This window comes from Hymenobacter sp. DG25B, from assembly GCF_000801315.1.
Classification (GTDB): domain Bacteria; phylum Bacteroidota; class Bacteroidia; order Cytophagales; family Hymenobacteraceae; genus Hymenobacter.
The window spans coordinates 2,255,457-2,275,957 of record NZ_CP010054.1; the positions used below are offsets into that span (position 1 = coordinate 2,255,457).

Annotated in this window: 20 protein-coding genes; 7 read left to right on the plus strand and 13 right to left on the minus strand. The window is 57.0% G+C overall.

Annotated features, from left to right (window positions below):
- Window positions 1–127 precede the first annotated feature (127 nt).
- Window positions 128–2,266, minus strand: a complete 2,139-nt coding sequence (gene ligA / locus PK28_RS09550) for an NAD-dependent DNA ligase LigA (RefSeq protein ID WP_044513519.1) — start codon at window positions 2,264–2,266, stop codon at window positions 128–130.
- 183 nt (window positions 2,267–2,449) lie between these two features.
- On the minus strand, window positions 2,450–3,283 hold the full coding sequence (locus PK28_RS09555; RefSeq protein WP_044513520.1) for a TapB family protein: 834 nt from the start codon (window positions 3,281–3,283) through the stop codon (window positions 2,450–2,452).
- Between the two features lie 213 nt (window positions 3,284–3,496).
- Here PK28_RS09555 and PK28_RS09560 point away from each other — a divergent pair, with 213 nt between their 5' ends.
- From PK28_RS09560 to PK28_RS09575, 4 genes are all read left to right on the plus strand, one after another.
- On the plus strand, window positions 3,497–3,730 hold the full coding sequence (locus PK28_RS09560) for a hypothetical protein (RefSeq protein ID WP_044513521.1): 234 nt from the start codon (window positions 3,497–3,499) through the stop codon (window positions 3,728–3,730).
- On the plus strand, window positions 3,723–4,049 hold the full coding sequence (locus PK28_RS09565) for a hypothetical protein (RefSeq protein ID WP_044513522.1): 327 nt from the start codon (window positions 3,723–3,725) through the stop codon (window positions 4,047–4,049). Before PK28_RS09560 ends, PK28_RS09565 begins: the two co-directional genes overlap by 8 nt.
- Window positions 4,050–4,186: 137 nt before the next feature.
- The gene (locus PK28_RS09570; protein ID WP_044513523.1) at window positions 4,187–4,831 is read left to right on the plus strand and encodes a cytochrome c oxidase subunit 3; all 645 of its coding nucleotides are present in this window, start codon (window positions 4,187–4,189) and stop codon (window positions 4,829–4,831) included.
- A gap of 235 nt (window positions 4,832–5,066) precedes the next feature.
- Entirely contained in the window at window positions 5,067–6,968 is a 1,902-nt protein-coding gene (locus tag PK28_RS09575) for a M1 family aminopeptidase (protein ID WP_197070397.1), read from the plus strand.
- Between the two features lie 71 nt (window positions 6,969–7,039).
- On the opposite strand, the gene PK28_RS09580 is transcribed toward PK28_RS09575, so the two are convergent.
- Complete coding sequence (locus tag PK28_RS09580) at window positions 7,040–7,678, minus strand: hypothetical protein (RefSeq protein ID WP_156126329.1); 639 nt, start codon at window positions 7,676–7,678, stop codon at window positions 7,040–7,042.
- 92 nt (window positions 7,679–7,770) lie between these two features.
- On the opposite strand from PK28_RS09580, the gene PK28_RS09585 reads away from it, so the two are divergent.
- Window positions 7,771–8,262: a hypothetical protein gene (locus tag PK28_RS09585; protein WP_156126330.1), complete on the plus strand. Its 492-nt coding sequence runs from the start codon at window positions 7,771–7,773 to the stop codon at window positions 8,260–8,262.
- A 72-nt stretch (window positions 8,263–8,334) separates the two neighbouring features.
- On the opposite strand, the gene PK28_RS09590 is transcribed toward PK28_RS09585, so the two are convergent.
- Complete coding sequence (locus PK28_RS09590) at window positions 8,335–8,775, minus strand: DUF2147 domain-containing protein (RefSeq protein ID WP_044513526.1); 441 nt, start codon at window positions 8,773–8,775, stop codon at window positions 8,335–8,337.
- Between the two features lie 706 nt (window positions 8,776–9,481).
- Window positions 9,482–10,084: a C40 family peptidase gene (locus PK28_RS19555; RefSeq protein WP_052430550.1), complete on the minus strand. Its 603-nt coding sequence runs from the start codon at window positions 10,082–10,084 to the stop codon at window positions 9,482–9,484.
- 181 nt (window positions 10,085–10,265) lie between these two features.
- On the opposite strand from PK28_RS19555, the gene PK28_RS09600 reads away from it, so the two are divergent.
- Complete coding sequence (locus tag PK28_RS09600) at window positions 10,266–12,077, plus strand: M61 family metallopeptidase (RefSeq protein WP_231576127.1); 1,812 nt, start codon at window positions 10,266–10,268, stop codon at window positions 12,075–12,077.
- Window positions 12,078–12,441: 364 nt separating this feature from the next.
- On the opposite strand, the gene PK28_RS09605 is transcribed toward PK28_RS09600, so the two are convergent.
- The 6 genes from PK28_RS09605 to PK28_RS09625 form a co-directional block, all read right to left on the minus strand.
- Window positions 12,442–14,385 (minus strand): KUP/HAK/KT family potassium transporter, encoded by a 1,944-nt coding sequence (locus PK28_RS09605; RefSeq protein WP_044513527.1) that lies wholly within the window; start codon window positions 14,383–14,385, stop codon window positions 12,442–12,444.
- Between the two features lie 84 nt (window positions 14,386–14,469).
- Window positions 14,470–15,105 carry a hypothetical protein gene (locus tag PK28_RS09610; RefSeq protein WP_044513528.1) on the minus strand — a complete coding sequence of 212 codons (636 nt, stop codon included), beginning with the start codon at window positions 15,103–15,105 and terminating at the stop codon, window positions 14,470–14,472.
- A 2-nt stretch (window positions 15,106–15,107) separates the two neighbouring features.
- Window positions 15,108–15,743: a BamJ family beta-barrel-assembly machinery protein gene (gene bamJ / locus PK28_RS09615; RefSeq protein WP_052430551.1), complete on the minus strand. Its 636-nt coding sequence runs from the start codon at window positions 15,741–15,743 to the stop codon at window positions 15,108–15,110.
- A 206-nt stretch (window positions 15,744–15,949) separates the two neighbouring features.
- Entirely contained in the window at window positions 15,950–16,084 is a 135-nt protein-coding gene (locus tag PK28_RS21140) for a hypothetical protein (protein WP_262489735.1), read from the minus strand.
- A gap of 149 nt (window positions 16,085–16,233) precedes the next feature.
- A complete protein-coding gene (locus PK28_RS09620; RefSeq protein WP_044513530.1) occupies window positions 16,234–16,620 on the minus strand; it encodes a DUF3037 domain-containing protein in 387 nt (128 codons plus the stop codon).
- Entirely contained in the window at window positions 16,598–17,398 is an 801-nt protein-coding gene (locus PK28_RS09625) for a HipA family kinase (RefSeq protein ID WP_044513531.1), read from the minus strand. Before PK28_RS09625 ends, PK28_RS09620 begins: the two co-directional genes overlap by 23 nt.
- Before the next feature lie 192 nt (window positions 17,399–17,590).
- Between PK28_RS09625 and PK28_RS09630 the strand changes: the two genes are divergently transcribed.
- A complete protein-coding gene (locus PK28_RS09630) occupies window positions 17,591–18,211 on the plus strand; it encodes an OmpA family protein (RefSeq protein ID WP_044513532.1) in 621 nt (206 codons plus the stop codon).
- A gap of 139 nt (window positions 18,212–18,350) precedes the next feature.
- Here PK28_RS09630 and PK28_RS09635 read toward each other — a convergent pair whose 3' ends face one another.
- A complete protein-coding gene (locus PK28_RS09635) occupies window positions 18,351–19,220 on the minus strand; it encodes an aldo/keto reductase (protein ID WP_044513533.1) in 870 nt (289 codons plus the stop codon).
- Between the two features lie 160 nt (window positions 19,221–19,380).
- The gene (locus tag PK28_RS09640; RefSeq protein ID WP_156126331.1) at window positions 19,381–20,328 is read right to left on the minus strand and encodes a hypothetical protein; all 948 of its coding nucleotides are present in this window, start codon (window positions 20,326–20,328) and stop codon (window positions 19,381–19,383) included.
- Window positions 20,329–20,501 lie beyond the last annotated feature (173 nt).

Genomic DNA, 20,501 nt, shown 5'->3' on the forward strand with positions numbered 1-20,501 from the left:
GGCAAGAGTAAAAGCAGCAGTTTGTGCGAGAGGGAAGTGCGCATAGTCAGGAACAAGAAAAGGTGGGTGCTGAAGTAACAAAGGCAATGCGCTGAAAAGTGCCGCCCGGCTGATGCCCGCTGCCCTATTAAAACAAACTGCCTTGGGTGCCGGCTGCCTTGCCCGCGGAAGAAGAAGCTGGCATAGCAGGAGCCGCGGCGGTGGTAGGCGAGGAGACATTTTCTGCTGAAGATTCCGGGTCTTCCTCAGGTAGCATAGCCAGTAGGTCGTTTTCGCCAATGATGGGCACTTTCAGCTCCGTGGCCTTCTCGCGCTTGGCGGGGCCCATCTTGTCGCCGGCTACCAGGTAGCTCAGTTTTTTGGAGATGGAGCCCGTCAGCTTGCCGCCGTGCTGCTGAATAAGCTGCTGCAGCTCGTCGCGGCTGTAGCGCTCAAACACGCCGGATAATACAAAGGTGAGGCCTTCCAGCCGGTTGCTTTTAGCCTGGGGTGCTTCGCCGGTGAGGGCCAGCTGCACGCCGGCCGCGCGCAGGCGCTCTATCAGGTGGCGGTTATCCGGTTCCTGAAACCACGCTGCCACCGACTCCGCAATAACGCCGCCCACTTCCGGCACGGCCGCCAGCTCCAGCACGGAAGCGGCTGCAATGGCATCAATAGAGCGGTAATGAGCCGCCAGCTTTTCGGCCACGGTTTCGCCCACGTAACGAATACCTAATCCAAAAAGCACCCGCTCAAACGGCACCGCTTTACTTTGCTCCAGGCCCGTCAGCAGGCGCTGCACCGATTTCTCGCCCATGCGCTCCAGCTGCGCCAGCTCCGTGGCATGCAGGGGCAGATCATAAAGGCTGGCGGCATCCGTCACCAGGCCCAGGTCAAACAGGCGGCCCACGGTTTCCGCGCCCAAGCCATCAATATTCAGGGCCTTGCGCGATACGTAGTGCTCCAGCTTGGCTTTGCGCTGGGGCGGGCAGCCGCGCTCATTGGGGCAGCGGAAATGCGCTTCGCCTTCGGGCCGGATAAGCGGAGTACCGCAGGCGGGGCATTCCGTGGGATACACAATTGGGACGCTGTCGGCGGGGCGGGCAGAGAGGTCTACGCCCGTGATTTTGGGAATGATTTCGCCGCCTTTCTCCACAAATACCATGTCGCCCAGGCGTAGGTCCAGGGCCGCTATCTGGTTGGCGTTGTGCACGGAGGCCCGTTTTACCACGGTGCCGGCCAGCGGGACCGGGTTCAGCAGCGCAACCGGCGTAACGGCGCCCGTGCGGCCTATCTGGTACTGAATATGGTTGAGGCGGGTGCGGGCGGCCTCGGCGGGGTATTTATAAGCAATAGCCCAGCGGGGGCTTTTGGCCGTGAAGCCCAGCATTTCCTGCTGCCGCAGGTCGTCTACTTTTATAACGATGCCATCGGTAGCCACCGGCAGCGAAAAACGCTGCTTTTCCCACTGATGAATAAACGCCAGCACTTCCTCTATAGATGAGCACCGCCGCCAGGTGTCCGATACGGGCAGACCCCAGCTTTGCATAGCTTCCAGCGCCGCGCTGTGCGTGGGAAAATCCCGGTGGCTGCTGAGGTAGTTATAAGCAAAAAAGCGCAGGCGCCGGGCAGCCACCAAAGCAGAGTTTTGCAGCTTAAGCGCGCCGCTGGCGGCATTGCGGGGGTTGGCCAGCAAAGCTTCGCCGTTGGCTTCCCGCTCGGCGTTCAGCTCCTCAAATACCGGCAGCGGCATAAATATCTCGCCCCGTACCTCAAATTCCTTGGGCTGATTTGGGGCCGGCTGCAGGTGTAGTGGCAGGTTTTTGATGGTGCGCACGTTGCTGGTGACTACGTCGCCGCGGGTGCCGTCGCCCCGGGTGACGCCCTGGCTGAGCTGGCCGTCGGTGTAGCTCAGGCTCATGGCTATGCCATCAAACTTCAGCTCGCAGACATACGTCACGTCCGCGCCTTCCAGGCCCCGGCGCACCCGCTCATCAAAATCCCGCAGGTCGGCCTCGGAATAGGTGTTGCCCAACGACAGCATGGGGTACTTGTGCACCGCCGTAGGAAACTGCTTGGTAATGGTGCCGCCTACGCGCTGAGTAGGGGAGTTGGGCAGGGCCAGCTCGGGGTATTGCTTTTCCAGCTGCTGCAGCTCGGCCAGCATATGGTCGAACTCCTGATCCGGTATTTCCGAAATATCCCGCTGGTAATATTGGTAGTTAAGATGATGCAGGCGTTCGGTAAGGGTCTGTATCTGAAGCTGAATAGCGCTGAAATCGGACATGCGAAAGGCGTGATTACGGGTGCCGGGGGCGGCAGAAGCTACAAAATAGCCTGCCAAACAATACTGCAAGCTAAAACATGCCGCCCGGACGTGCATAAAAAAGCGTGGCCCGTTTCAGAAACAGGCCACGCACTGCAGCAAATAAGATACTATTCTACATAGCCATGAGCCCATGGCGGCCGCTTAGCGTAGCTGCCGCGTAGCCAGTACCTGGGTTTGCTGCAACTTATGGCCTTTATCATACAGCTCCGTACGCACGATGCCAACCGTAGGCGAATAGTAGTCAACGGCATACGAAATCGTGCGCCGGATGATATCGGGCTTTGGCTTTATAGCCGATTCCCGCTCTGATTCTACTTTGTAGCACAGGAAGGTGCCGGCCGGAGTGGTTACGTTTTGTGGGCCGCCTACCACGCGCCGGTTCCGAACCGTAGTGTATACTTTGGCAATATCTACGGCGGAGCTATGCACATCTACCAGAATGCCGCCCTGGGGCAAGCTGCTGCCGGCCTGCGCCTGGTGCGGCCAGGCCAGGGAAGTGGGCGTAAAGTCAAAATACCGGTCGCGGAAGGATTTCAGGTTATCGTAGTCCATTTCCTGCAGGCCATCGGTAAAGGCCGTGTCGCGCTGGCAATGGAAAGTAAGGTCCTGCTGCCGGATGAGCTGGTTGTCGGGGCCATAGTAGCCGCTTTTGAGCAGCACGGTGTTTATTTGCAGGTCACCCTTTTTATTGGTTTTAGTGCCCAGTGAAACCACCCGCTTCCGGATTTCACCCTGAGGTTTCCCATTGGCATCGGCCAGCTTATAAATCAGCTCCATATTATCATAAAGCCCAAAGGGGTGGGCACAGTCGGGGGCGGTGGGCGTGGGGGCGGCCGTGCTGGGCGGGGTAGTTACCGCCGTATTAGCCACCGGTGCTACGGCCTCCGGGCCGGCCGAAGAAACAGGCCGTGAACAGGCCGCCAGCGCCAGAGAAGGCAGCACAAGCCAGGCGAGGGGGAAAAAAGTACGGTGCATAGAGTGTGGCAAAGGGCAGAACACCAGATGGGGCCTGCGCCCACATACGCAAGTCCGGTTTTTTGGATGGGGCCCGCCGCATAACTTAGGCGCCGAAATTGCGTTTGCCAACGGAGAGCGGTAGTTTTCGCCCTGGCTGGGCAGCTCCGCCGTCAGCAAACAGCCTCAGACCTCCATTCTTTCCTCTCACCGGCATTCACTTTCTTTTCTCCTATGGCTGATTCTTCCGCTAACTGGGCCGATACGGCCGCTTCTCTGTTGTCCAAGCTCTCGGGTGGGGTAGAAATGAACCTGGCCTTCGATCAGATGGAAGTGCAGGTGCCAAACATGCAGAACCCGGCCGCCGCTCCCAGCACCTGGCGCATCAACGGCTCCATCCGCATCCGTACCCGGGGCGAAAGCCCGGCGGCTCCCATTGCTAACCCCACGCCTCAGCAGCTTGGCTAGCGGGCTGGATCTGGAAGCCCGGCTGGTTATTTCCCGGAATGGCGACGATATTCAGATAGCCGCATCCGGCACTTACCTCATTGTGAATATTCCCAGTCAGCGGGTGCTGGATGAACTGACCAGCAGCAACGGCCCTGAAAAAACCAAGGCACCGGGCGCGCCCAATGCCTTGCAGCAGCTGAATATGCTGGCTTTGCAGCTGGGCCTGGTGCTGGACCTGCGCGTGGCCGGCAAAACCTACGTCACCTTTGGCACGGGCCGGAGTCCGAAGATAACCTTCAATGCCGTTCTGGGTAAAATCGGCTCTTTTTTTCGCTGACAATTAGTCGCGCATTTGCTGGCCGGCACTTGGGTTTTTCCGTATCTTGGAAGGTGTATCTAATCTGGCAGTGAGGGGTTTCGGGTGGAACTAATGCTTGCTGGATTGGTTAGCTACTAGCAATCAGCCCCAGCGCAATGAACTCCGATAAAGAACGCAAAGACAAGGTAGGAGCAGGCCGGCCCACCTCTACCTTTACCCGCATGGAGCGGGTGCCGCCGCTTCTAATGCTCTTGTATCTGGGCATTGCGGGAATCGGGGTTTTGTTTCTGATTTTGCTGGGCGCCTACATCCATACCCGTGTGCAGAGCGGGGTACCCACCGGGCTGTATAGCTTTCCGCGTTTTTTCTCCCTCAGCACCATTGTGCTGCTCAGCAGCAGCTACACGCTGGCGCAGACTGCCCGCTTATACCGCGAGGACGATATCCGTAACCTGGCGCGCTGCCTGGGCGCCACTTTTGTCCTGGGGCTTATTTTTGCCGGCTTACAGGTAATGGGCTGGCGCGAATTGATGGACCAGGGTATTTATTTCCGGGGTGATGCCAGCGGCACGTATGTTTACCTGATTTCCGCGCTGCACGTAGCGCACCTGTTGGCCGGTATGCTGTTTATGGCCGGCCTGTTTCTGCGGGTGCTGCATATTTCCCGGGATGGAGTCCGCACGCTGCTTTTTATCCGCAACCCCTACCGGCGCCTGCAGCTGCGTATGCTCAGCAGGTACTGGCACTTCATGGGTGCTTTATGGGTGCTGATGTTTACGGTGTTCCTGTTCTTTTATTAGGCTGGAGGCTGACATCGGCTGGCACCGGCAAAGGCAGCGGGCAAGCCAGTGCACTACCTCACAGAGGGAAATCTGCCTCCAATATTGCATAAACCAGAGGCTGATTAAACGCTCCTGACTACCTTGCCGCTTTATTTTCGGAATAGGTGTCATTTGTATGATAAAGAGGCTAGTAGGGGCTTTGGCGGCCTGTTTCATCGGTTTTCAAAGCCAGGCCCAACAGCCCGCGGTCGGCGTGCTTCCTGCCGCTGACCAATGCGCTGCGGCGCGTACCCAGAATGCCAAAGCCCGCCCGGCTACCACAGTGGCCCACCGGGAAAAGATGGACCGGTACGACGTTACTTACTATAAGCTGGACCTGGCCCTGGAAAATAACTCCCGGCAGGTAAGCGGCTCCGGCTGGATGCGGGCGCGGGTAGGCCGGCAGGCCCTGGATTCGGTAGCCTTTGAGCTGTTTGAAACCTATACCATTGACTCCGTACTGGTAAACCGGCAAAAATGCCCCGGTTTGCACCGCCGCTCCGGCAACGTTACTGCCCGGCTCGCGCAGCCCGTGGCTGCCAATCAGCTGTTTGATATGGTGGTGTACTACCACGGTACCGCCCCCAACGGCAACTCCGCCGCCATCGGCAATGCCCTGGATACCAAGGTGGAGCCCACCTCCGGCATAAGCGTAACCTGGAGCCTGAGCGAGCCTTTCCACGCCTACGAGTGGTTTCCCTGCAAGCAGGTTCTCACCGATAAAGCCGATTCCTCGGATGTTTGGGTTACTACAGCGCGCCAGAATAAAGTGGGCTCCAACGGGCTGCTGCAGCGCATCACACCAATTTCAGAAGAAAAGCACCGGTATGAGTGGAAGTCGCGCTACCCCATAGCCTACTACCTCATTTCCGTGGCCGTGGCTCCGTATCTGGAATACACCTCCAGCGTTACGCTGGAGGGCGGACCTACTATTCCGCTCGTCAATTACGTTTATAACCAGGCTACGCTGGATTTCTACCGCGCCGAAATAGACCGTACGCCCGGCTTTATTCTAAATTATAGCCAATTGGTAGGGCCCTATCCCTTTGCGCGCGAGAAGTACGGCCACTCCATGGCGCCCATTGGCGGAGGCATGGAGCACCAGACCATGACCACCCAGGACAGCTTCTCCTTTAATCTGACCGCCCACGAGCTATTCCACCAGTGGTTTGGTGATAATGTTACCTGCGCGTCCTGGAAGGATATCTGGCTGAATGAGGGCTTTGCTTCCTATGGCGAATACCTCTCCCAGGCTAAGTTTAACCCGGGCGGCGAAGTAGGCTGGATGAATGAGGCCCACCGCCGGGTGATGTTTGATAACAATAAGCAGATTATCCCGGGCGGCTCCGTGCAGGTGCTGGATACCACCAATGTAAATCGCATCTTCAGCTCGCGCCTCACTTACAAAAAAGGCGCCGCCGTAGTGCATATGCTGCGCTACCTGCTGCACGACGACACTAAATTTTTTGCCGCCCTGCGCACCTACCAGGAAACCTATGCCGGCCGCACGGCCCGCACCCGGGATCTGCAGCGCATTTTTGAAAATGCGGCCGGTACCTCCCTCAATTACTTCTTTCAGCAGTGGTTTGAGGGGGAAGGCTTTCCCACCTTTAAAGTGCAGTGGAGTCAGCAAGGCAGCAGCGTGCAGCTGCAGACTACGGAAACGGCCTCCATGCCCAGCGTAACGCCCTTTTTTCGCACCGAGCTAGATTATCGTATTACCACTACTACCGGCACCCAAACCGTGCGCTTATGGCAGAATGAGCCCAATATGCTGGCTGAAGTGCCGGTTACAGGCACCGTACTCAACGTGGAGCTGGATCCTGACCAATGGGTGCTCAATAACGCAGAAGTGCTGCAGGGCAGTGCCACCGCAGAATTACCAAAGGTAGTGGCCTATCCCAATCCCTGCGCCGAGTACCTGGAGCTGGCCAATTTGCCAGAGCCCGGTGGCGTGGCCGAAGTGCGGGATGCGCTTGGGCGGAAAGTGCGGGAGCAAACCTTCGTAAGCACGCCTGGGCGGCTTAACACCAGCTCATTGGCTGCCGGACTCTATCATCTGCAGCTTTCTTTTCCCTCCGGTGAGGTACGTCGTTTGCGCTTTGTGCGCCGATAAGTGAATCAAGCGAGGGCAACTGCCGGCAGTTATACGAATAGGAGGAGACAGGCCACGTACTGGCTGCGTTCCTACCTCTTATAGTAAGCTTTTATCCGATTTTGAATGACCTCATCGGCGGGGGGCTGATTGAATATCTTACTCAGCAGCTCATCAAAGGTATGGGCCGGGGTGAAGATGCTGTCATCAAACGGATTGCTGAAAAAGCGGATAAACCCCGGCTGGTCATTGATGCAGACTAAATCCACCGTTACGTTGCCGTAGTGCTGCTGGCAGCGGCCGGTAGCCGTGCACGTCTTGGGCTTGGGCTTCAGGAAATGTTTATAAATCGTTTCGCGGTAGCGGGGGTGCTCGGCGGTACGCTGGTCAGAGGTAGAGAGATTATAACCCAGCTGCTGGGTTTGCTCGGCAATGAAATCAAACAGGTGCTGAAAGTTGCCCGGCCCAATACTGGGGTCATAGAAGAGCAACAGGCCCTGCCGGCCGCTTTCCCGCAGCAGTTGCACGCGAAAACCTTGGCCGGTTACATTGGTCTTTTTGAAATGATACGCCTTAAAATAAGGCCCCAGCCAGTTCAGGTACACCTGCTCGGCTACCCATTGGGTATGCCGGCGCCGCTGCGCCGGCGTGCGCATAAGCGGGCGCCAGGCCACGCTGTCAGCAGCCGGCCCGGAACGGAAAGCAAGAGCACGCTTTAGAAAATCGAACAAGAACAATAAAAAATCAGTACGCCGGAAAAACACAGTGCTCCCCAAATAGTTTCCAATTACCGCCTCCTCCCAAGCCCTTTACTTGATTGACGATGAAGACGATGAAGACGATGAGAACGGCTGTAAAAAGCCCCGGCCGGCTAAAACAGGCATTACTAGCTGAGTGTCTGCGTATTCAGCAGTGCAAAGCCGATAACGCCCGGCAGGCTATGCTGGATGTGCAGGAAAGCGCCAATGAGCATCAGGGTTCCATCGAAGATAAGTTTGAGTCGTTTCGGGAGGCCTGCCACATCCAGCGGGAGCTGTTTGCGCACCAGCTGGAAGAGGCGGAGCGCGGCCTGGCAGTGCTGCAGCGCCTGCGCGATGCCCACGTGCTGGCCGGCGTGCCTGGGCTGGGCTCGGTGGTGGAAACCGACGTGCACACGTACTTCATTTCCGTGAGCATTGGCGAGTTTACGGTAGATGGCCAGCCGTATTGCGCTATTTCCGCCTTCTCGCCCTTATTTCTGGCCATGGCCAACCACCGCGCCGGCGACACGTTCCAATTCAGAGGGCGCAGCTACCACATCAAAGCAGTGTACTAAAAGCGGCGCTACCCCTTCAAAAAGAAACGACGCCCGAAATCGGGCGTCGTTTCTTTTTGAATTAGCCGGAGCCTAGCGTACGCGGGTCCAGGTCTGGGAGCGGCCAATCAGCGAGAAGCCAATGTAGCCTTTCACTTCCATGGTATTAGGGCTCAGTAATTTCATGTAGCAGGAATACGTTTTGCCGCTTTCCGGGTCATAGATTTTGCCATCATCCCACTTGTTGTCTTCATCGTACTCAAAGTCCTGCATGAAGACCAGGCCTAAGCGCGGGCGGGAGCGGAGCTTGGGGTCGGGGTTTTGCGAGTCGGTTTTCGGCTTACCGGTTTTAGGGTCGTTCGGCACCGTGAGGGAAACAATCCGTCCGCAGAGTTTCTTGCCGCACTGGTAAATCTCAAACGTAGCCTTCTTCTCAGCATTGGTCCACACCCCCAGAGGTGATAGTTTTTGCGCGGAGGCCACGGAAGCTAGTCCCAGCACGAGGGCCAGACAGAGAAACAGAACTTTTTTCATTGAAATAGATGGAAAGAAGGGTTTGAGTGGAAAATATAGGCAAACTCCCGAGAATGTCAATATCGGAAGACGAATGCTGTGCACCCCAAAGGCAAGGATAGTACCATGATTTGCCGACGGGTTTTTTGCGCCGAAAAAAAAGCGGCTGACAGTCAGCGGTATGTCCTCAAAATTGGACTGATCTACTAAAAAAAGCCTTTTCCATTTTGAACCTTCAGCCCGAGTTTTAACTTTACCAACCGTAGCGAGTGCTACAGCCCCCGCCAAGCCGCCCTAAGGTGCTGGGAAGCAAAGCCTGGGTTATGTTGGATCTAAAGAAAGGAGGTACAAAATGTCTAGTAGTCCCAAACAAATCCTGCCAAGCCTGTCGAATGTAGTACGCTTCACCGCCGTACGCGCTTAACAACAGCTTTCGCGCGGAACCTCTGTTAGCCCCTCAGGGCGGGTTCCCGCATTCTGGCAAGGTCTTACTCGAAAGATGTCGGGGCTGAACCCCAGACTCGTCGCTTGGTAAGATTTGAAGGATTAGATGCCCGGTTAGCCCAGCAGCCTGTACGTCAGGACTGCATAGGCTACCCGGGCATCGTTCGTTTATACCAGTGGTGAGTTGGTGATATAGTGAGGTGGTGAGTTTGATGTTCTGGCAGCACCGACGGCGCTAATAGAACATCAAACTCCCCATTTCACCCACTTGTCAATTCGCCATTTACAGCACGCGGCGCACGGCCATAAAGCGGCGCTCGTAATCCGTCTTTTCCACCGTGCTGATTTTCACGCCGGATTCTTTTCTAGCAGAGGAGGAATGGATAAAACGGAGCGGCTCGCCGGGGTTGGAAATTACAATGCCGGCGTGGCCGGGGGTGGTGGCGGTTGCGGCAGTGCCGGTAAACACCACAATGTCGCCGGGACGGGCGCTGCTGCGGGGCACTTCCCGGCCTGTATTAATAAGTAGGGCCGTGGAGTGCGGAACCGGCACGCCGAAGCGGGCAAAAACGTAGTTTACAAAGCCAGAGCAGTCAAACCCGGTTTCGGGCGTGGCGCCGGCATAGCAGTAGTTGGTGCCCAGCTGGCGCATGGCAAACCGGATAACGCTGTCGGCGCGGGCCACATTGGGAGCGGTGGCGGGCTCCTCCACCTTCCAAACCGCTGGGCGAGCCGGCGTGCGGTTGGCGTTTACGGTGGGGCGCAAAATGGCTTCCGGCGCCTCATTATCCGCCAGCGCCAGGGGCGCGGCTTGCTGGTGGTTGCGGATGGTGACGCCCACAATGAAAGCCGCAATAACAAAGAAACTCAGCCAGACATAACGCATGACAATGCAGGACTTCCCGGAATATAAGCGGAAAGGTATTCTCCTAACGGCAGGACCGGGAGAGGGGTTCCGGTGGGTTTAAGTGGCCGCGGGCGCTTCGTCACTTAATTTTCACCAGTATCTTGCAACTCCTGGCGGATAGCTGTGTCCGCTACCCAGCATTTCTCACTTACTCTTTTCCATGCTTCACCACCGTTTCCGTTTCCTTCTGGCCGGCTTGCTGCTTTGGCTTACCGTGCAGGCCGCCCCGGCGTGGGCAGCCCCCAAGCTGCAGTACACGCTGCTGATGCCCGCCCCTCAGACGCACTATTTTGAAGTAGATATGCGCCTCTCAGGCTTCCGCAAGGCTTACACCGATGTGAAAATGCCCGTTTGGGCCCCCGGTTCTTACCTGGTGCGGGAGTTCTCCAAAAACGTAGAAAGCCTGGAAGCCAAAGCCGGCTCCTCGGAGCTGCGTACCGAAAAAATTGATAAGAACACCTGGCGCATTTATCACCCCAAAGCCCAGGATTTTGCGGTACACTATCGGGTTTATGCTTTCGAGCTTTCCGTGCGCACCAGCTTTATTGATGCCTCGCACGGCTACCTGAACGGCTCCAGCGTGTTTATGTACCCCGCCGAGGAGAAGGGGCTGGCCAGCACCCTCACGGTAGTGCCTGCCAACGGCTGGACGCAGGTAACCACCAGCCTGAAGCCGGTAGCCGGCGGTGCGCCCTTCACGTTCCGCTCTGCTTCTTATGATGAGCTGGCCGATTCGCCCATTGAAATTGGTACCCACCAGGTATTGCAGTTTGAGGCTAACGGCACCCCGCACACCATTGCCATGTACGGCAACCCCCGCTTTGACGAGCAGCGCCTGCTCACGGACATGAAGCGCGTGTGCGAGGAAGCCCACCGCGTAGTTGGCAAAAACCCCTTGGACCGCTACGTCTTTATCATTCATAACATTGACCGCGGCACCGGCGGCTTGGAGCACCTGTTCTCCACCACGCTGTCGGTATCGCGCAATGCCTATTCTACGGAAGCCGGTTACCTGAACTTCCTGGGCCTGGTGGCCCACGAGTACTTCCACCTCTGGAACGTGAAGCGCATCCGCCCGGTAGCCCTGGGGCCGTTTGATTACGACCGGGAAAACTACACGCACATGCTGTGGGTGAGCGAAGGCGGCACGGAGTATTTCTCCAACCTGATTACCCAGCGGGCCGGTTACTACACGCCCCAGCGCTACCTCGATGCCCTGGCCAACGGCATTACCCGCGTAGAAAATACGCCCGGCAACAAAGTGCAGTCGGCGGCGGAATCCAGCTTTGATGCCTGGATTAAGTACTACCGCCCCAACGAGAATTCCAGCAACACCGGCATCAGCTATTATGATAAAGGCGAGCTGATTGGGGCCATGCTGGATCTGATGATCATCAACGAAACCAAGGGCGAGAAGAACCTCGATGACGTGATGCGCTACCTCTACGAGCGGTATTACCAGCAGCTGGGCCGCGGCTTCACCGATGCCGAGTACCAGGATGCCGTAGCCAAAGTAGCCGGCCGCCGCTTTGATGCGTTCTTCCGCGACAATGTGTACGGCACCAAAACCCTGGATTATGCCACCAACCTGGGCTATGCCGGCCTGCAGCTCAGCGCCACGCCCTCCTCGGGTGAAGGCGTGCTGGGCGCTAACGTAAGCACCACGGGCGGCAAATACACCGTTTCCAGCGTAGTGCGCAACGGCAGCGCCTGGCAGGGCGGCCTGAGCGTGAACGACGAGCTGCTGGCCTTGGACGGCATCCGCCTCACCGACGACCCCAACAAGCTGCTCACCGCCCGCGCACCCGGCACGCCTATCCGCCTGCTCATCGTGCGCGACGGCCAGACCCGCGAGCTGATCCTGCCGCTGCTGCCCGCCACCACGCAGAAGTACCGCATCGAGATGATGCCTAACCCCACCGAAGCCCAGCAGAAAGTACTGCGCAAATGGCTACCCGAGCGTAAAGCGTAGTTGGTATAACACTCATAAAAAAGCCGCCCGGTCAGTAGATCGGGCGGCTTTTTTATGGAAAAAATCAAGAAGCATATCTAGTGTGAGTCGTTGCTGCTCTACTTGTCATCCTGAGCTTGCGAAGGACCTTCCCACGGCTGAACGATACTCGTCCCAAGGACTCGTGCTGGCGGGATAAGGTCCTTCGCAAGCTCAGGATGACAAATGGAATAGGAGGGAAGAAAATGAAGTTGCCATGGCAAGGCCCTACCTGAGATACTTGGACTGCGCTCTGTAAGACGGTTAAGGTTGAACATCTTAAAACCTAAACGCCCCGCCTGGAACAAACCAGGCGGGGCGTTTTCACTGGCTGACCAGCCAGCACTTAATACACGCGTTCCAGGGAAACTTCCCGAACCGGGGCAATAACCAGCGGCACCTTTTCCACTTTTACAGAGCTAGTATCCAGCCCAAAATACTTGTCCTCGGAAGCAATGAACTGCTTGATGTAGAAGTAGGCCTGCATCACCAGGCGCTCCACCCAGGGGAAGTCGTTTTCTACCGAGAGGAACTTCTCCAGCACCACAAAGCGGAAGTCGCCGGTTACGTGCTGCTTGCTCAGCGACTCGTAGCGGGAGGTGATATCCACTTCCTTGTTGCGCACCAGGTCCTCAATTACTTTGCGGAAGTAGAGGTTGATTTTCTGCTCTACCCGGAAGCCCAGACGGAAAGTAATGCGGAAGGCATCATCGGGGGCCAGCTCCACCACTTTGTACTCCATGGTGTAGGGCTGGTCGGTGGTATCTACGTGCACAAACCAGTAAATATCGGCCCGCTTGGGGCGCTTCTGGAAAATGGAGTAAATGATTTTGGACTCGATTTCCGTTTGCCGCTCCGCCGAGGTCATGAATACCAGGTGCGTGGAGTACTTCGGTACGGATTCGTCGGCGCTCAGCTGCTTCAGAGCGTCCATGTAAGGGTCTATCTTCACAAACTCCGTCAGGCGGCGTTTGATGTAGAAAGCCCGCAGCCACACATACATCACCGAAATCAGAACCAGGCTGATAGCCACGGATACCCAGCCGCCGTGCGGAAACTTGATGAGGTTAGCCACAAGGAAGGCGCCCTCAATGGCGCCATACAGCAGCAGGAAAAGCGCTACCAGCCCGGCAGGCACCCGCTTGGTGCGCAGCCACATAGAGAGCAGCAGCGTGGTCATGAGCATGGTGATGGTAATAGCCAGACCATAAGCCGCTTCCATGGCACTTGACTCCCGGAAGTACAGCACCACCGCAATACAGCCCAGCAGCAGCAGACGGTTCATGCTGGGCACATACAACTGGCCTTTTACATTGGTAGGGTAGTTGAGACGCACTTTCGGCCACATATTCAGCCGAATGGCTTCCGCCACCAGTGTGAAGGAACCCGTAATCAGGGCCTGAGAAGCAATAATGGCCGCAATGGTAGCAATACCGATACCAATCAGCAGAAACCAGGACGGCATCAGCTCATAGAATGGGTTGCGGCCGCTCAGGTGCTGGCCCACCTGCGTCATCAGCCAGGCACCCTGCCCAAAGTAATTGAGCAGCAGGCAAAGCTTCACAAATCCCCAGCTGATGCGGATGTTGCCTTTGCCACAGTGGCCCAGGTCGGAGTACAGAGCCTCGGCCCCGGTCGTACACAGGAAAACGGCGCCCAGTAGCCAGAAACCGCCCGGCGTGTTCACCAGCAGATTGTAGGCATAGTAGGGATTAGCGGCTTTCAGAATTTCGGGGTGCTGCGAGATGCTGTAAACACCCAGTACGGCCAGCATGGAAAACCACAGAAACATGATGGGCCCGAAGGCTTTACCCACAATCTGCGTTCCAAAGCTTTGCAGAAAAAACAGCCCGCACAGAATAGCAATTACGATGTAGACAATCGTGGTTTGTTCCAGATGCGGGTACACCGTTTTAAGTCCTTCTATAGCCGAAGAAACCGAAATGGGGGGCGTAATAACACCATCGGCCAGTAGCGCGGCGCCGCCCACAATGGCCACGGCCGAAAGCCAGGTGCCGCGGCGGCGCACCAGCGCAAACAGGGAGAAAATACCACCCTCCCCGTTGTTATCGGCGTTGAGCGTGAGCAGGACGTACTTAATGGTAGTTTGCAGCGTGAGCGTCCAGAGCACGCAGGAGATGCCTCCGTAAACCAAATCCTGGGTAATGGTTTCCGGCACAATGGCCTTCATCACGTACAGCGGTGATGTGCCAATATCCCCGTAAATAATGCCGAGCGCAATAAGCAGGCCCGCCGTGGATATGGCTGTGTGCTGGTGTTTGGCGTCCATGAAAATGGTAAAAAGAGATAGTAGCTGCTATGTTTTTAGCAGGGCCAAAGGTAAGGCAAATGGGAAAACCCGCGCCTGCTTGACTTATTGCACCGGCGGTGCCCCGTCTTCCGGAGGTGACTGCCAGGCAGAAACTGCCTGAAAAAGTATAGCAGCCTGCTCATCGTGGCGCTGCTGAATGCGCCGGTTTACCTGGGAAACCAGGCTTTGCCACGGGGCCAGTTCGCCGGAAAGCGTGTAAAACAAATCTTCCTGTCCCAGCCGCAGGATGCGCAGGCGTTTGGCACCCCGGTGCCCAATGAGTAGCAGGAGCGCCCCCACCGTCATGCCCATGGCGGCGGGCATGGTGCGCAGCCAGTTCTGCAGAAAGGCCATGGTGAAAATAGCCAGCGTGAGGCCACCCAGCAGGTACCAGAGTAGCCAGCGCACCGGCTTTACTTCAATAGCCTCCAGCTCCAGCAGGCTGAATACCCGCCCATTTACTGTTAGGGTAGTAGCCGTAAGCTCCAGCCGGCCATCTTCGCTGCGAACAACAGGCTCGGGGGGAGCAGGCGGTGGCGGAGTTGGTAAGGGTTCATCCATTACGGCAGGAGGTAGGGTAGCGTCAATGGCGGGCCGGGACAACGTAAAAGCCGGCACCGGGCCGCTGGTACTGCGGCTGCCCGCGCTCCAGCGGGGCACGGCAGTCGAGGAGGTTCCCAGCGGCCCGGTGTCAGGCATCGTTAGTTATTTACTTTCAGCAGCTCCACGTCGAAGATGAGCGTGGAATCGGGACCGATGTCACGGCCGGCGCCGCGCTTGCCATAGGCCAGCTCGGAGGGAATATATAGGCGCCACTTAGAGCCTTCGGGCATCAGCTGCAGGGCTTCTGTCCAGCCGGCAATTACACCGTTCACGGGGAAAGTGGCGGGCTGGCCGCGCTGGTAGCTGCTATCAAACACATTACCATTGATGAGCGTGCCGTGGTAGTGCGTGGTAACCGAGGAGTTAAGCGTAGGCTTCTTGCCCGAGCCCTCCTGCAGCACCTCGTACTGCAGGCCGCTGGGCAGCGTGTGCACCCCGGCTTTGTCTTTGTTGGCGGCCAGGAAAGCCAGCCCTTCGGCCTGGTTCTCGCTGCCGCTGGTGCTGCCGGCACCGTCGCCCTCGCCATCTTCCTGGGCTTCCATCTGCTGCTGCAGCTTGCCCATGGCTTCTTTCATCTGATCCTGCGTGAGGCGGCTGGGCTCACCGGCCAAGCCTTCCTTCATACTGGCGGCCAGCACATCAATATCCAGATCCAGGCCCTGCTGGGCGAAGTTGCGGGCCAGGTCGCGGCCAATGATGTAGCTGATTTGTTCTTTTAAGCTGTTGAGGTTCATAAGGGTAGGGAACAGAGAGTGAGAAACGGCTGCGATACGCCTACTACGTACCATACCGTGAAGTACCGAAATCCAATGGGAATGGATGTGCTTTTCTTCCGCAGGGGCAGGAAACCCCTGAGAATGAGCCCTAAAATCACGGCCTAAGACGTAAAAAAGCCCCGCCAACAAGTAGCAGGGCTTCTTCTTTCAGGTATACGGGCCGGTTAGCAGTAAAAGCAGCTATCCTCGCCCCGCAGGTCAAAATTCAAATCAAGGTCTTTTAGTTGGGCCGACAGGTAACGGAATGAACCCAGGCCACCCAACAGCAACAACGACGAAAACGCGGTGGTCTTTTTCATATCAACTTCTCTCTTACTGGTTTGTGCGGGCAAAGATACGGAGATATACCTAAAATGTTATGCAAGCATACTTTACTAATATGTTAACTGGCCGCATAAGCGTGGTAGCGCACTGAAAGCCCGGTTTTGCTAAACAGCTTTACCAACTGCTATTCTACCAGCTGCGCATACAGACGGTTCAGGGTATCGGCGGCATTCTCGCACAGGCCGGGGTGCACCGGAGAGGTCTGCACTATGGTGCTGCGCTGCGCCGTGAGCCAGCGAAAACGGGACGCCACGGGCAGCTGGCCAATGGGGCCGCCTTCCCGGCGGCCATGGCAGATTCGCTCAAACGCCCGCAGGCGCTGAGCCAGGTCCTGCAGGTCCAGCTCGGCGCAGCCAAAGGCGCGCAACCGGGCCTCCGGCACCGCGCACCGCACCTGCAGAAATCCTTCTGAAGCGCAGTACAGAATAACGCCTACGTTGAGGAATTCCTCGCGCTCCACGCGGGGAACTACGCGCAGAACGGCATACTCAAATAAGTGCTTTTCGGGCATGCTGCGCTTCCTGAACAAAGGTTTCTGATGCGGACAGGCGGGCTTCCAGGAAGCGCACGTAATTCTGGCGCTGCTCCGCCGCCGACAGCGTGGTAGACTGATCGGAGGTCAGCCATTCATCGGGCACCAGGGCCAGAATGGCCTGGAGCACGTCGGAAGTGAGGAGGGCACGGCTGGCCGCGTCCACAGCTTCCAGCTCGCTGGCCTGGGGCAGGAGCACGTGGTCTTTCACCTGCGGGAAGGGGCGGCGCGTGTTCTGGGCCCAATCCGGGCCGGTGTGGTGCACGTAGAGAGCGGCGCCGTGGTCAATAAGCCACAACTCCCGGTGCCACATCAGCATATTGGTGTTGCGGGCGGTACGGTCTACGTTCAGCGTGAGGCAGTCCAGCCACACAATTTGCGAGGCCAGCCGGGGCTCAATGGTATTCACCAACGGGTCGTAGGTAATGGCGCCGGAGAGGTAGTGCAGCGCTAGGTTAAGGCCGGTGCTGAAGCGCAGCAGGTCCTGAATTTCCTCGTCGGGCTCGGTGCGGCCAAAGGCTTCATCCAGCCGGATAAACACTAGCTCCGGCATGTGCAAACCCAGAGCCCGCGCCAGCTCGCCCACAATCAGCTCGGCAATCAGCGCCTTCAAGCCCTGGCCCGCCCCCCGAAACTTCACCACGTAGAGGAAGCCGTCATCAGCCTCCACCAGGCCCGGCAAAGAGCCGCCTTCGCGCAGTGGGGTAACGTAGCGCGTCACGTCAACGGTTCTAAGAGAAAGGTCAGGGATGGGCATGCAGGTGGATTAGGGAAATGAGCCGCACAAATAACCTACAATTCCGGCAGTTTGTGGAGGCGTAAAAATCAAAAGGGAAAGTGGATGGGCGCTGGATACCTGGGATATGCTAATTCCTTGAAAAAATTAACTAAGCTCGAATAGTCACGTACACAGGTCCCATTCTCCTCTTCCCATCCAAACATTCTCTTTATGAAAAAGCACTTGCTAAGCGCCCTTGCGCTGACGGCCCTGCTCTCCTCCGCTTGTAACGACCTGAAAAAGCCCCAGGAAAAAGACCAGCCGCAGGAAGCCACCGCCGACACGGCCGTAGTATACCGGGATGGCACCACGGCCGCTGGCCTGGCTGACTCCGCCGGTAATTCCGCCGAATCGGCCTGGGACATGACCAAGGCTAAGCTGGCCAACGAAACGTACGAGGAAGTCAATATGCCCGAAATTACGGTGCGAGGCGACGACCGGTACAGCGTATACGGCATCGAAGAAAAAGTGCTTTTTGATACAGATAAAGCCGAAATCAAGCCTTCCGCTACTAATGCTTTGAAGCAGATTGGCGCTTCTATCAGCAAGCGTTACGGCAAAAACCAGGTGCGCGTCATGGGCTTTGCCGATTCCCGCGGCGAAAAAAGCTATAACCGGGAGCTTAGCGAGAAGCGGGCCGAGGCCGTGAAAACCTGGCTCACTAAAAATGCCAACATTGCCGCCGACCGCATCAGCGTGGAACCCATGGGCGAAACCGCTCCGGTTGCTACCAACGCTACGGCCGCCGGTCGTCAGGAAAACCGCCGCGTAGAAATTGGCGTGTTGAAATAAGCCTCTGCGCTTATCCTTTAGCATTCTCGGAAAAGTAAATCAAAAAGGGCTGCCCGATAAAGGCAGCCCTTTTTTATGGCTTAAGCAGCGGCTGGTTGTTAAATTTTCGGCTTGCTGCGAATGCACCCACGCGCCCCAGCTAGCCCAGGTAGGCCATATCCTCCGGGCTTAGGCGGATATTTACGGAGGCCAGATTTTCCCGCAAATGCGCCAAGGACGAAGTACCCGGAATGGGCAACAGCCACGGCGACTTATGCAGCAGCCAGGCTAGGTTCAGCTGGGCTTCGGTAGCATTATGCTTGCGGGCCATTTCGGCCATTTTAGTGTCGGCCTTGGGTAGGGAGTTGAGTAGGGAAAAATAGGGGATAAGTGGAATGCTATGCTGTTCGCACAGGTCCAGCACTTCCTCGCCGCCCCGGTTTTCTCCGTAGGGCAGCTTTAGGGTGGTGCGCTGCCCATAGCCGTACATATTTTCCACGGTAGCAATAGGGCCCATCTGCAAACCGGTTTCTAACTCAGTCCGGCTCACGTTGCTCAGACCCACATGCAGAATCAGGCCTTCCTGCTGCATGTCAAACATAGCCCCCAGCGACTCATCAAATGGCACCTCCCTGTGGCCCATGGTGCGCAGATGCACCAGCTGAATCTGCTCCTGCCGCAGGGTGCGCAGGTTGTTTTCGATGCTGGTGCGCAGGTTTTCGGGCCTGATGAAGGGCACCCAGCTTTTATCGGGGCGGCGCGTGGCGCCTACTTTGGTGCAAATCACCAGGTCAGCGGGGTATGGGTACAGGGCTTCCCTAATCAGGCGGTTGGTCACATCCTCGCCGTAGTAGTCGGCGGTGTCCAGGAAATTTACGCCCTGCTCCACGGCGGTGCGCAGAATCTGCAGCGCCTCCGGGCGGTTGGCAGGCTCTCCCCAGATTTCCGGGCCGGTGAGGCGCATGGTGCCGTAGCCCAGGCGGGAAACAGTGAGGGGCTGAGCCGAGTTTTTGGCGATGGTAATGGTCATGGGCAGCAGGAGTAAGGGTATGTATTTAGGAATAGCAGAACAATCAACTCAGAAAAAGAGCCGGGGATGAGTAACGCAGCCCCGGACGCCGGAGATACAAACGGCCCGTTCCGGGAGCAGGAACGGGCCGTTGTATAAGCTGAGGAAAGATAGAAAGTGGCTATTCCTCGTCAGAAGCTTGCTCCGTTTGCTTAGGGCCACCGCCCATCATAATAGCTAACGACTTCATCCCGATTTGCAGCTCGTCTTTGGCGTAGTCGAGAATAGGGGTGTTGGCTTTAATCTGCAAGTCCTGGGGCGAAATGGGCTTTAGCTGCACGCTAGCAAACTCATACACCATTTTCTGGCGGCGCTCCTTGTCAAAGTATACTATCAGTTTGGTGATGCCATTCTTCTCCTTAACGTACACGGGGTGGGCGAAATTCAGCATCTGCGGAATCTGGGCGGAGGTCCACACGTCCAGGGCTACCGGCTTCTGGCTCATTTCTCCGGGGTTGTTGGCTGGGGCCGCGGCGCCTGGCTTCAGCGTATAAGTGGTTTTCTGGCTGGGGTAGCCGGCCACCAGACTGGTTTCGGGGAAGATTTTTAGCGTGTAGTCTTCCTCTGTAACCACAATGCTCTGCCAACTCTTTTTCAGCGTGGCAGCATTGTAGGTGTAGGCTACCCGCTCAGGGCTGGCGTGGGCAGCCAGGAGGAATAGGCCGGTGTTTTTAGCCCCGTCGAAGTAATTTTCGAGGTGGTAGGAAAGACCGTCGGTGCTGACGCGGGCTTCCTGGCCACGGTAGTAGATGGTGCCTTTGCGCGGCAGCATCATGGCGCCCATCACTAGAGCAGGACTCAGCTTAGCAGCCTCGGCCTGAAACTGCTGTTGTTCCGCCGGCGTCATGCGCATGGCCAGCTGCTGCATCTGCGCCTGCACGTTGCCCTTGGTGGGGTCAATCTGGCTGAGGAGCTTATCGTAGGGGTTGCCCGGCAATGATACTTTGGTAGTGATAATCCCTTGGGTGAAAGTGGCCGGCGCCACGGCCGTATTAGAAGAAAAACCGGCCGCAGTTAACAGCGCAGCAACGGGTACCATGGCAAAAGCAAGCGGACGAGGGTTACGCATGAGCGGTTTGAAAAAAGGGAAGAGACACTACTCAACTTCAGCCTGAGTTAATGGCAGGGCTGAAATCGGGGTCAATCTATATAGATAAAACGTAATGCTTGCTTTATTTCTTCCGGCTTTTATCTGAAATGATATAAAATTAATACCACAGTAATGCTGGTCAGCCTCCACAA

Coding starts and splice junctions, on each gene's coding strand:
- ligA (WP_044513519.1), bottom strand. CDS start 2,266: ATGTCCGATTTCAGCGCTATTCAGCTTCAGATACAGACCCTTACCGAA.
- PK28_RS09555 (WP_044513520.1), bottom strand. CDS start 3,283: ATGCACCGTACTTTTTTCCCCCTCGCCTGGCTTGTGCTGCCTTCTCTG.
- PK28_RS09560 (WP_044513521.1), top strand. CDS start 3,497: ATGGCTGATTCTTCCGCTAACTGGGCCGATACGGCCGCTTCTCTGTTG.
- PK28_RS09570 (WP_044513523.1), top strand. CDS start 4,187: ATGAACTCCGATAAAGAACGCAAAGACAAGGTAGGAGCAGGCCGGCCC.
- PK28_RS09585 (WP_156126330.1), top strand. CDS start 7,771: ATGAAGACGATGAAGACGATGAGAACGGCTGTAAAAAGCCCCGGCCGG.
- PK28_RS09590 (WP_044513526.1), bottom strand. CDS start 8,775: ATGAAAAAAGTTCTGTTTCTCTGTCTGGCCCTCGTGCTGGGACTAGCT.
- PK28_RS19555 (WP_052430550.1), bottom strand. CDS start 10,084: ATGCGTTATGTCTGGCTGAGTTTCTTTGTTATTGCGGCTTTCATTGTG.
- PK28_RS09600 (WP_231576127.1), top strand. CDS start 10,266: ATGCTTCACCACCGTTTCCGTTTCCTTCTGGCCGGCTTGCTGCTTTGG.
- PK28_RS09605 (WP_044513527.1), bottom strand. CDS start 14,385: ATGGACGCCAAACACCAGCACACAGCCATATCCACGGCGGGCCTGCTT.
- PK28_RS09610 (WP_044513528.1), bottom strand. CDS start 15,105: ATGCCTGACACCGGGCCGCTGGGAACCTCCTCGACTGCCGTGCCCCGC.
- bamJ (WP_052430551.1), bottom strand. CDS start 15,743: ATGAACCTCAACAGCTTAAAAGAACAAATCAGCTACATCATTGGCCGC.
- PK28_RS21140 (WP_262489735.1), bottom strand. CDS start 16,084: ATGAAAAAGACCACCGCGTTTTCGTCGTTGTTGCTGTTGGGTGGCCTG.
- PK28_RS09620 (WP_044513530.1), bottom strand. CDS start 16,620: ATGCCCGAAAAGCACTTATTTGAGTATGCCGTTCTGCGCGTAGTTCCC.
- PK28_RS09625 (WP_044513531.1), bottom strand. CDS start 17,398: ATGCCCATCCCTGACCTTTCTCTTAGAACCGTTGACGTGACGCGCTAC.
- PK28_RS09630 (WP_044513532.1), top strand. CDS start 17,591: ATGAAAAAGCACTTGCTAAGCGCCCTTGCGCTGACGGCCCTGCTCTCC.
- PK28_RS09635 (WP_044513533.1), bottom strand. CDS start 19,220: ATGACCATTACCATCGCCAAAAACTCGGCTCAGCCCCTCACTGTTTCC.
- PK28_RS09640 (WP_156126331.1), bottom strand. CDS start 20,328: ATGCGTAACCCTCGTCCGCTTGCTTTTGCCATGGTACCCGTTGCTGCG.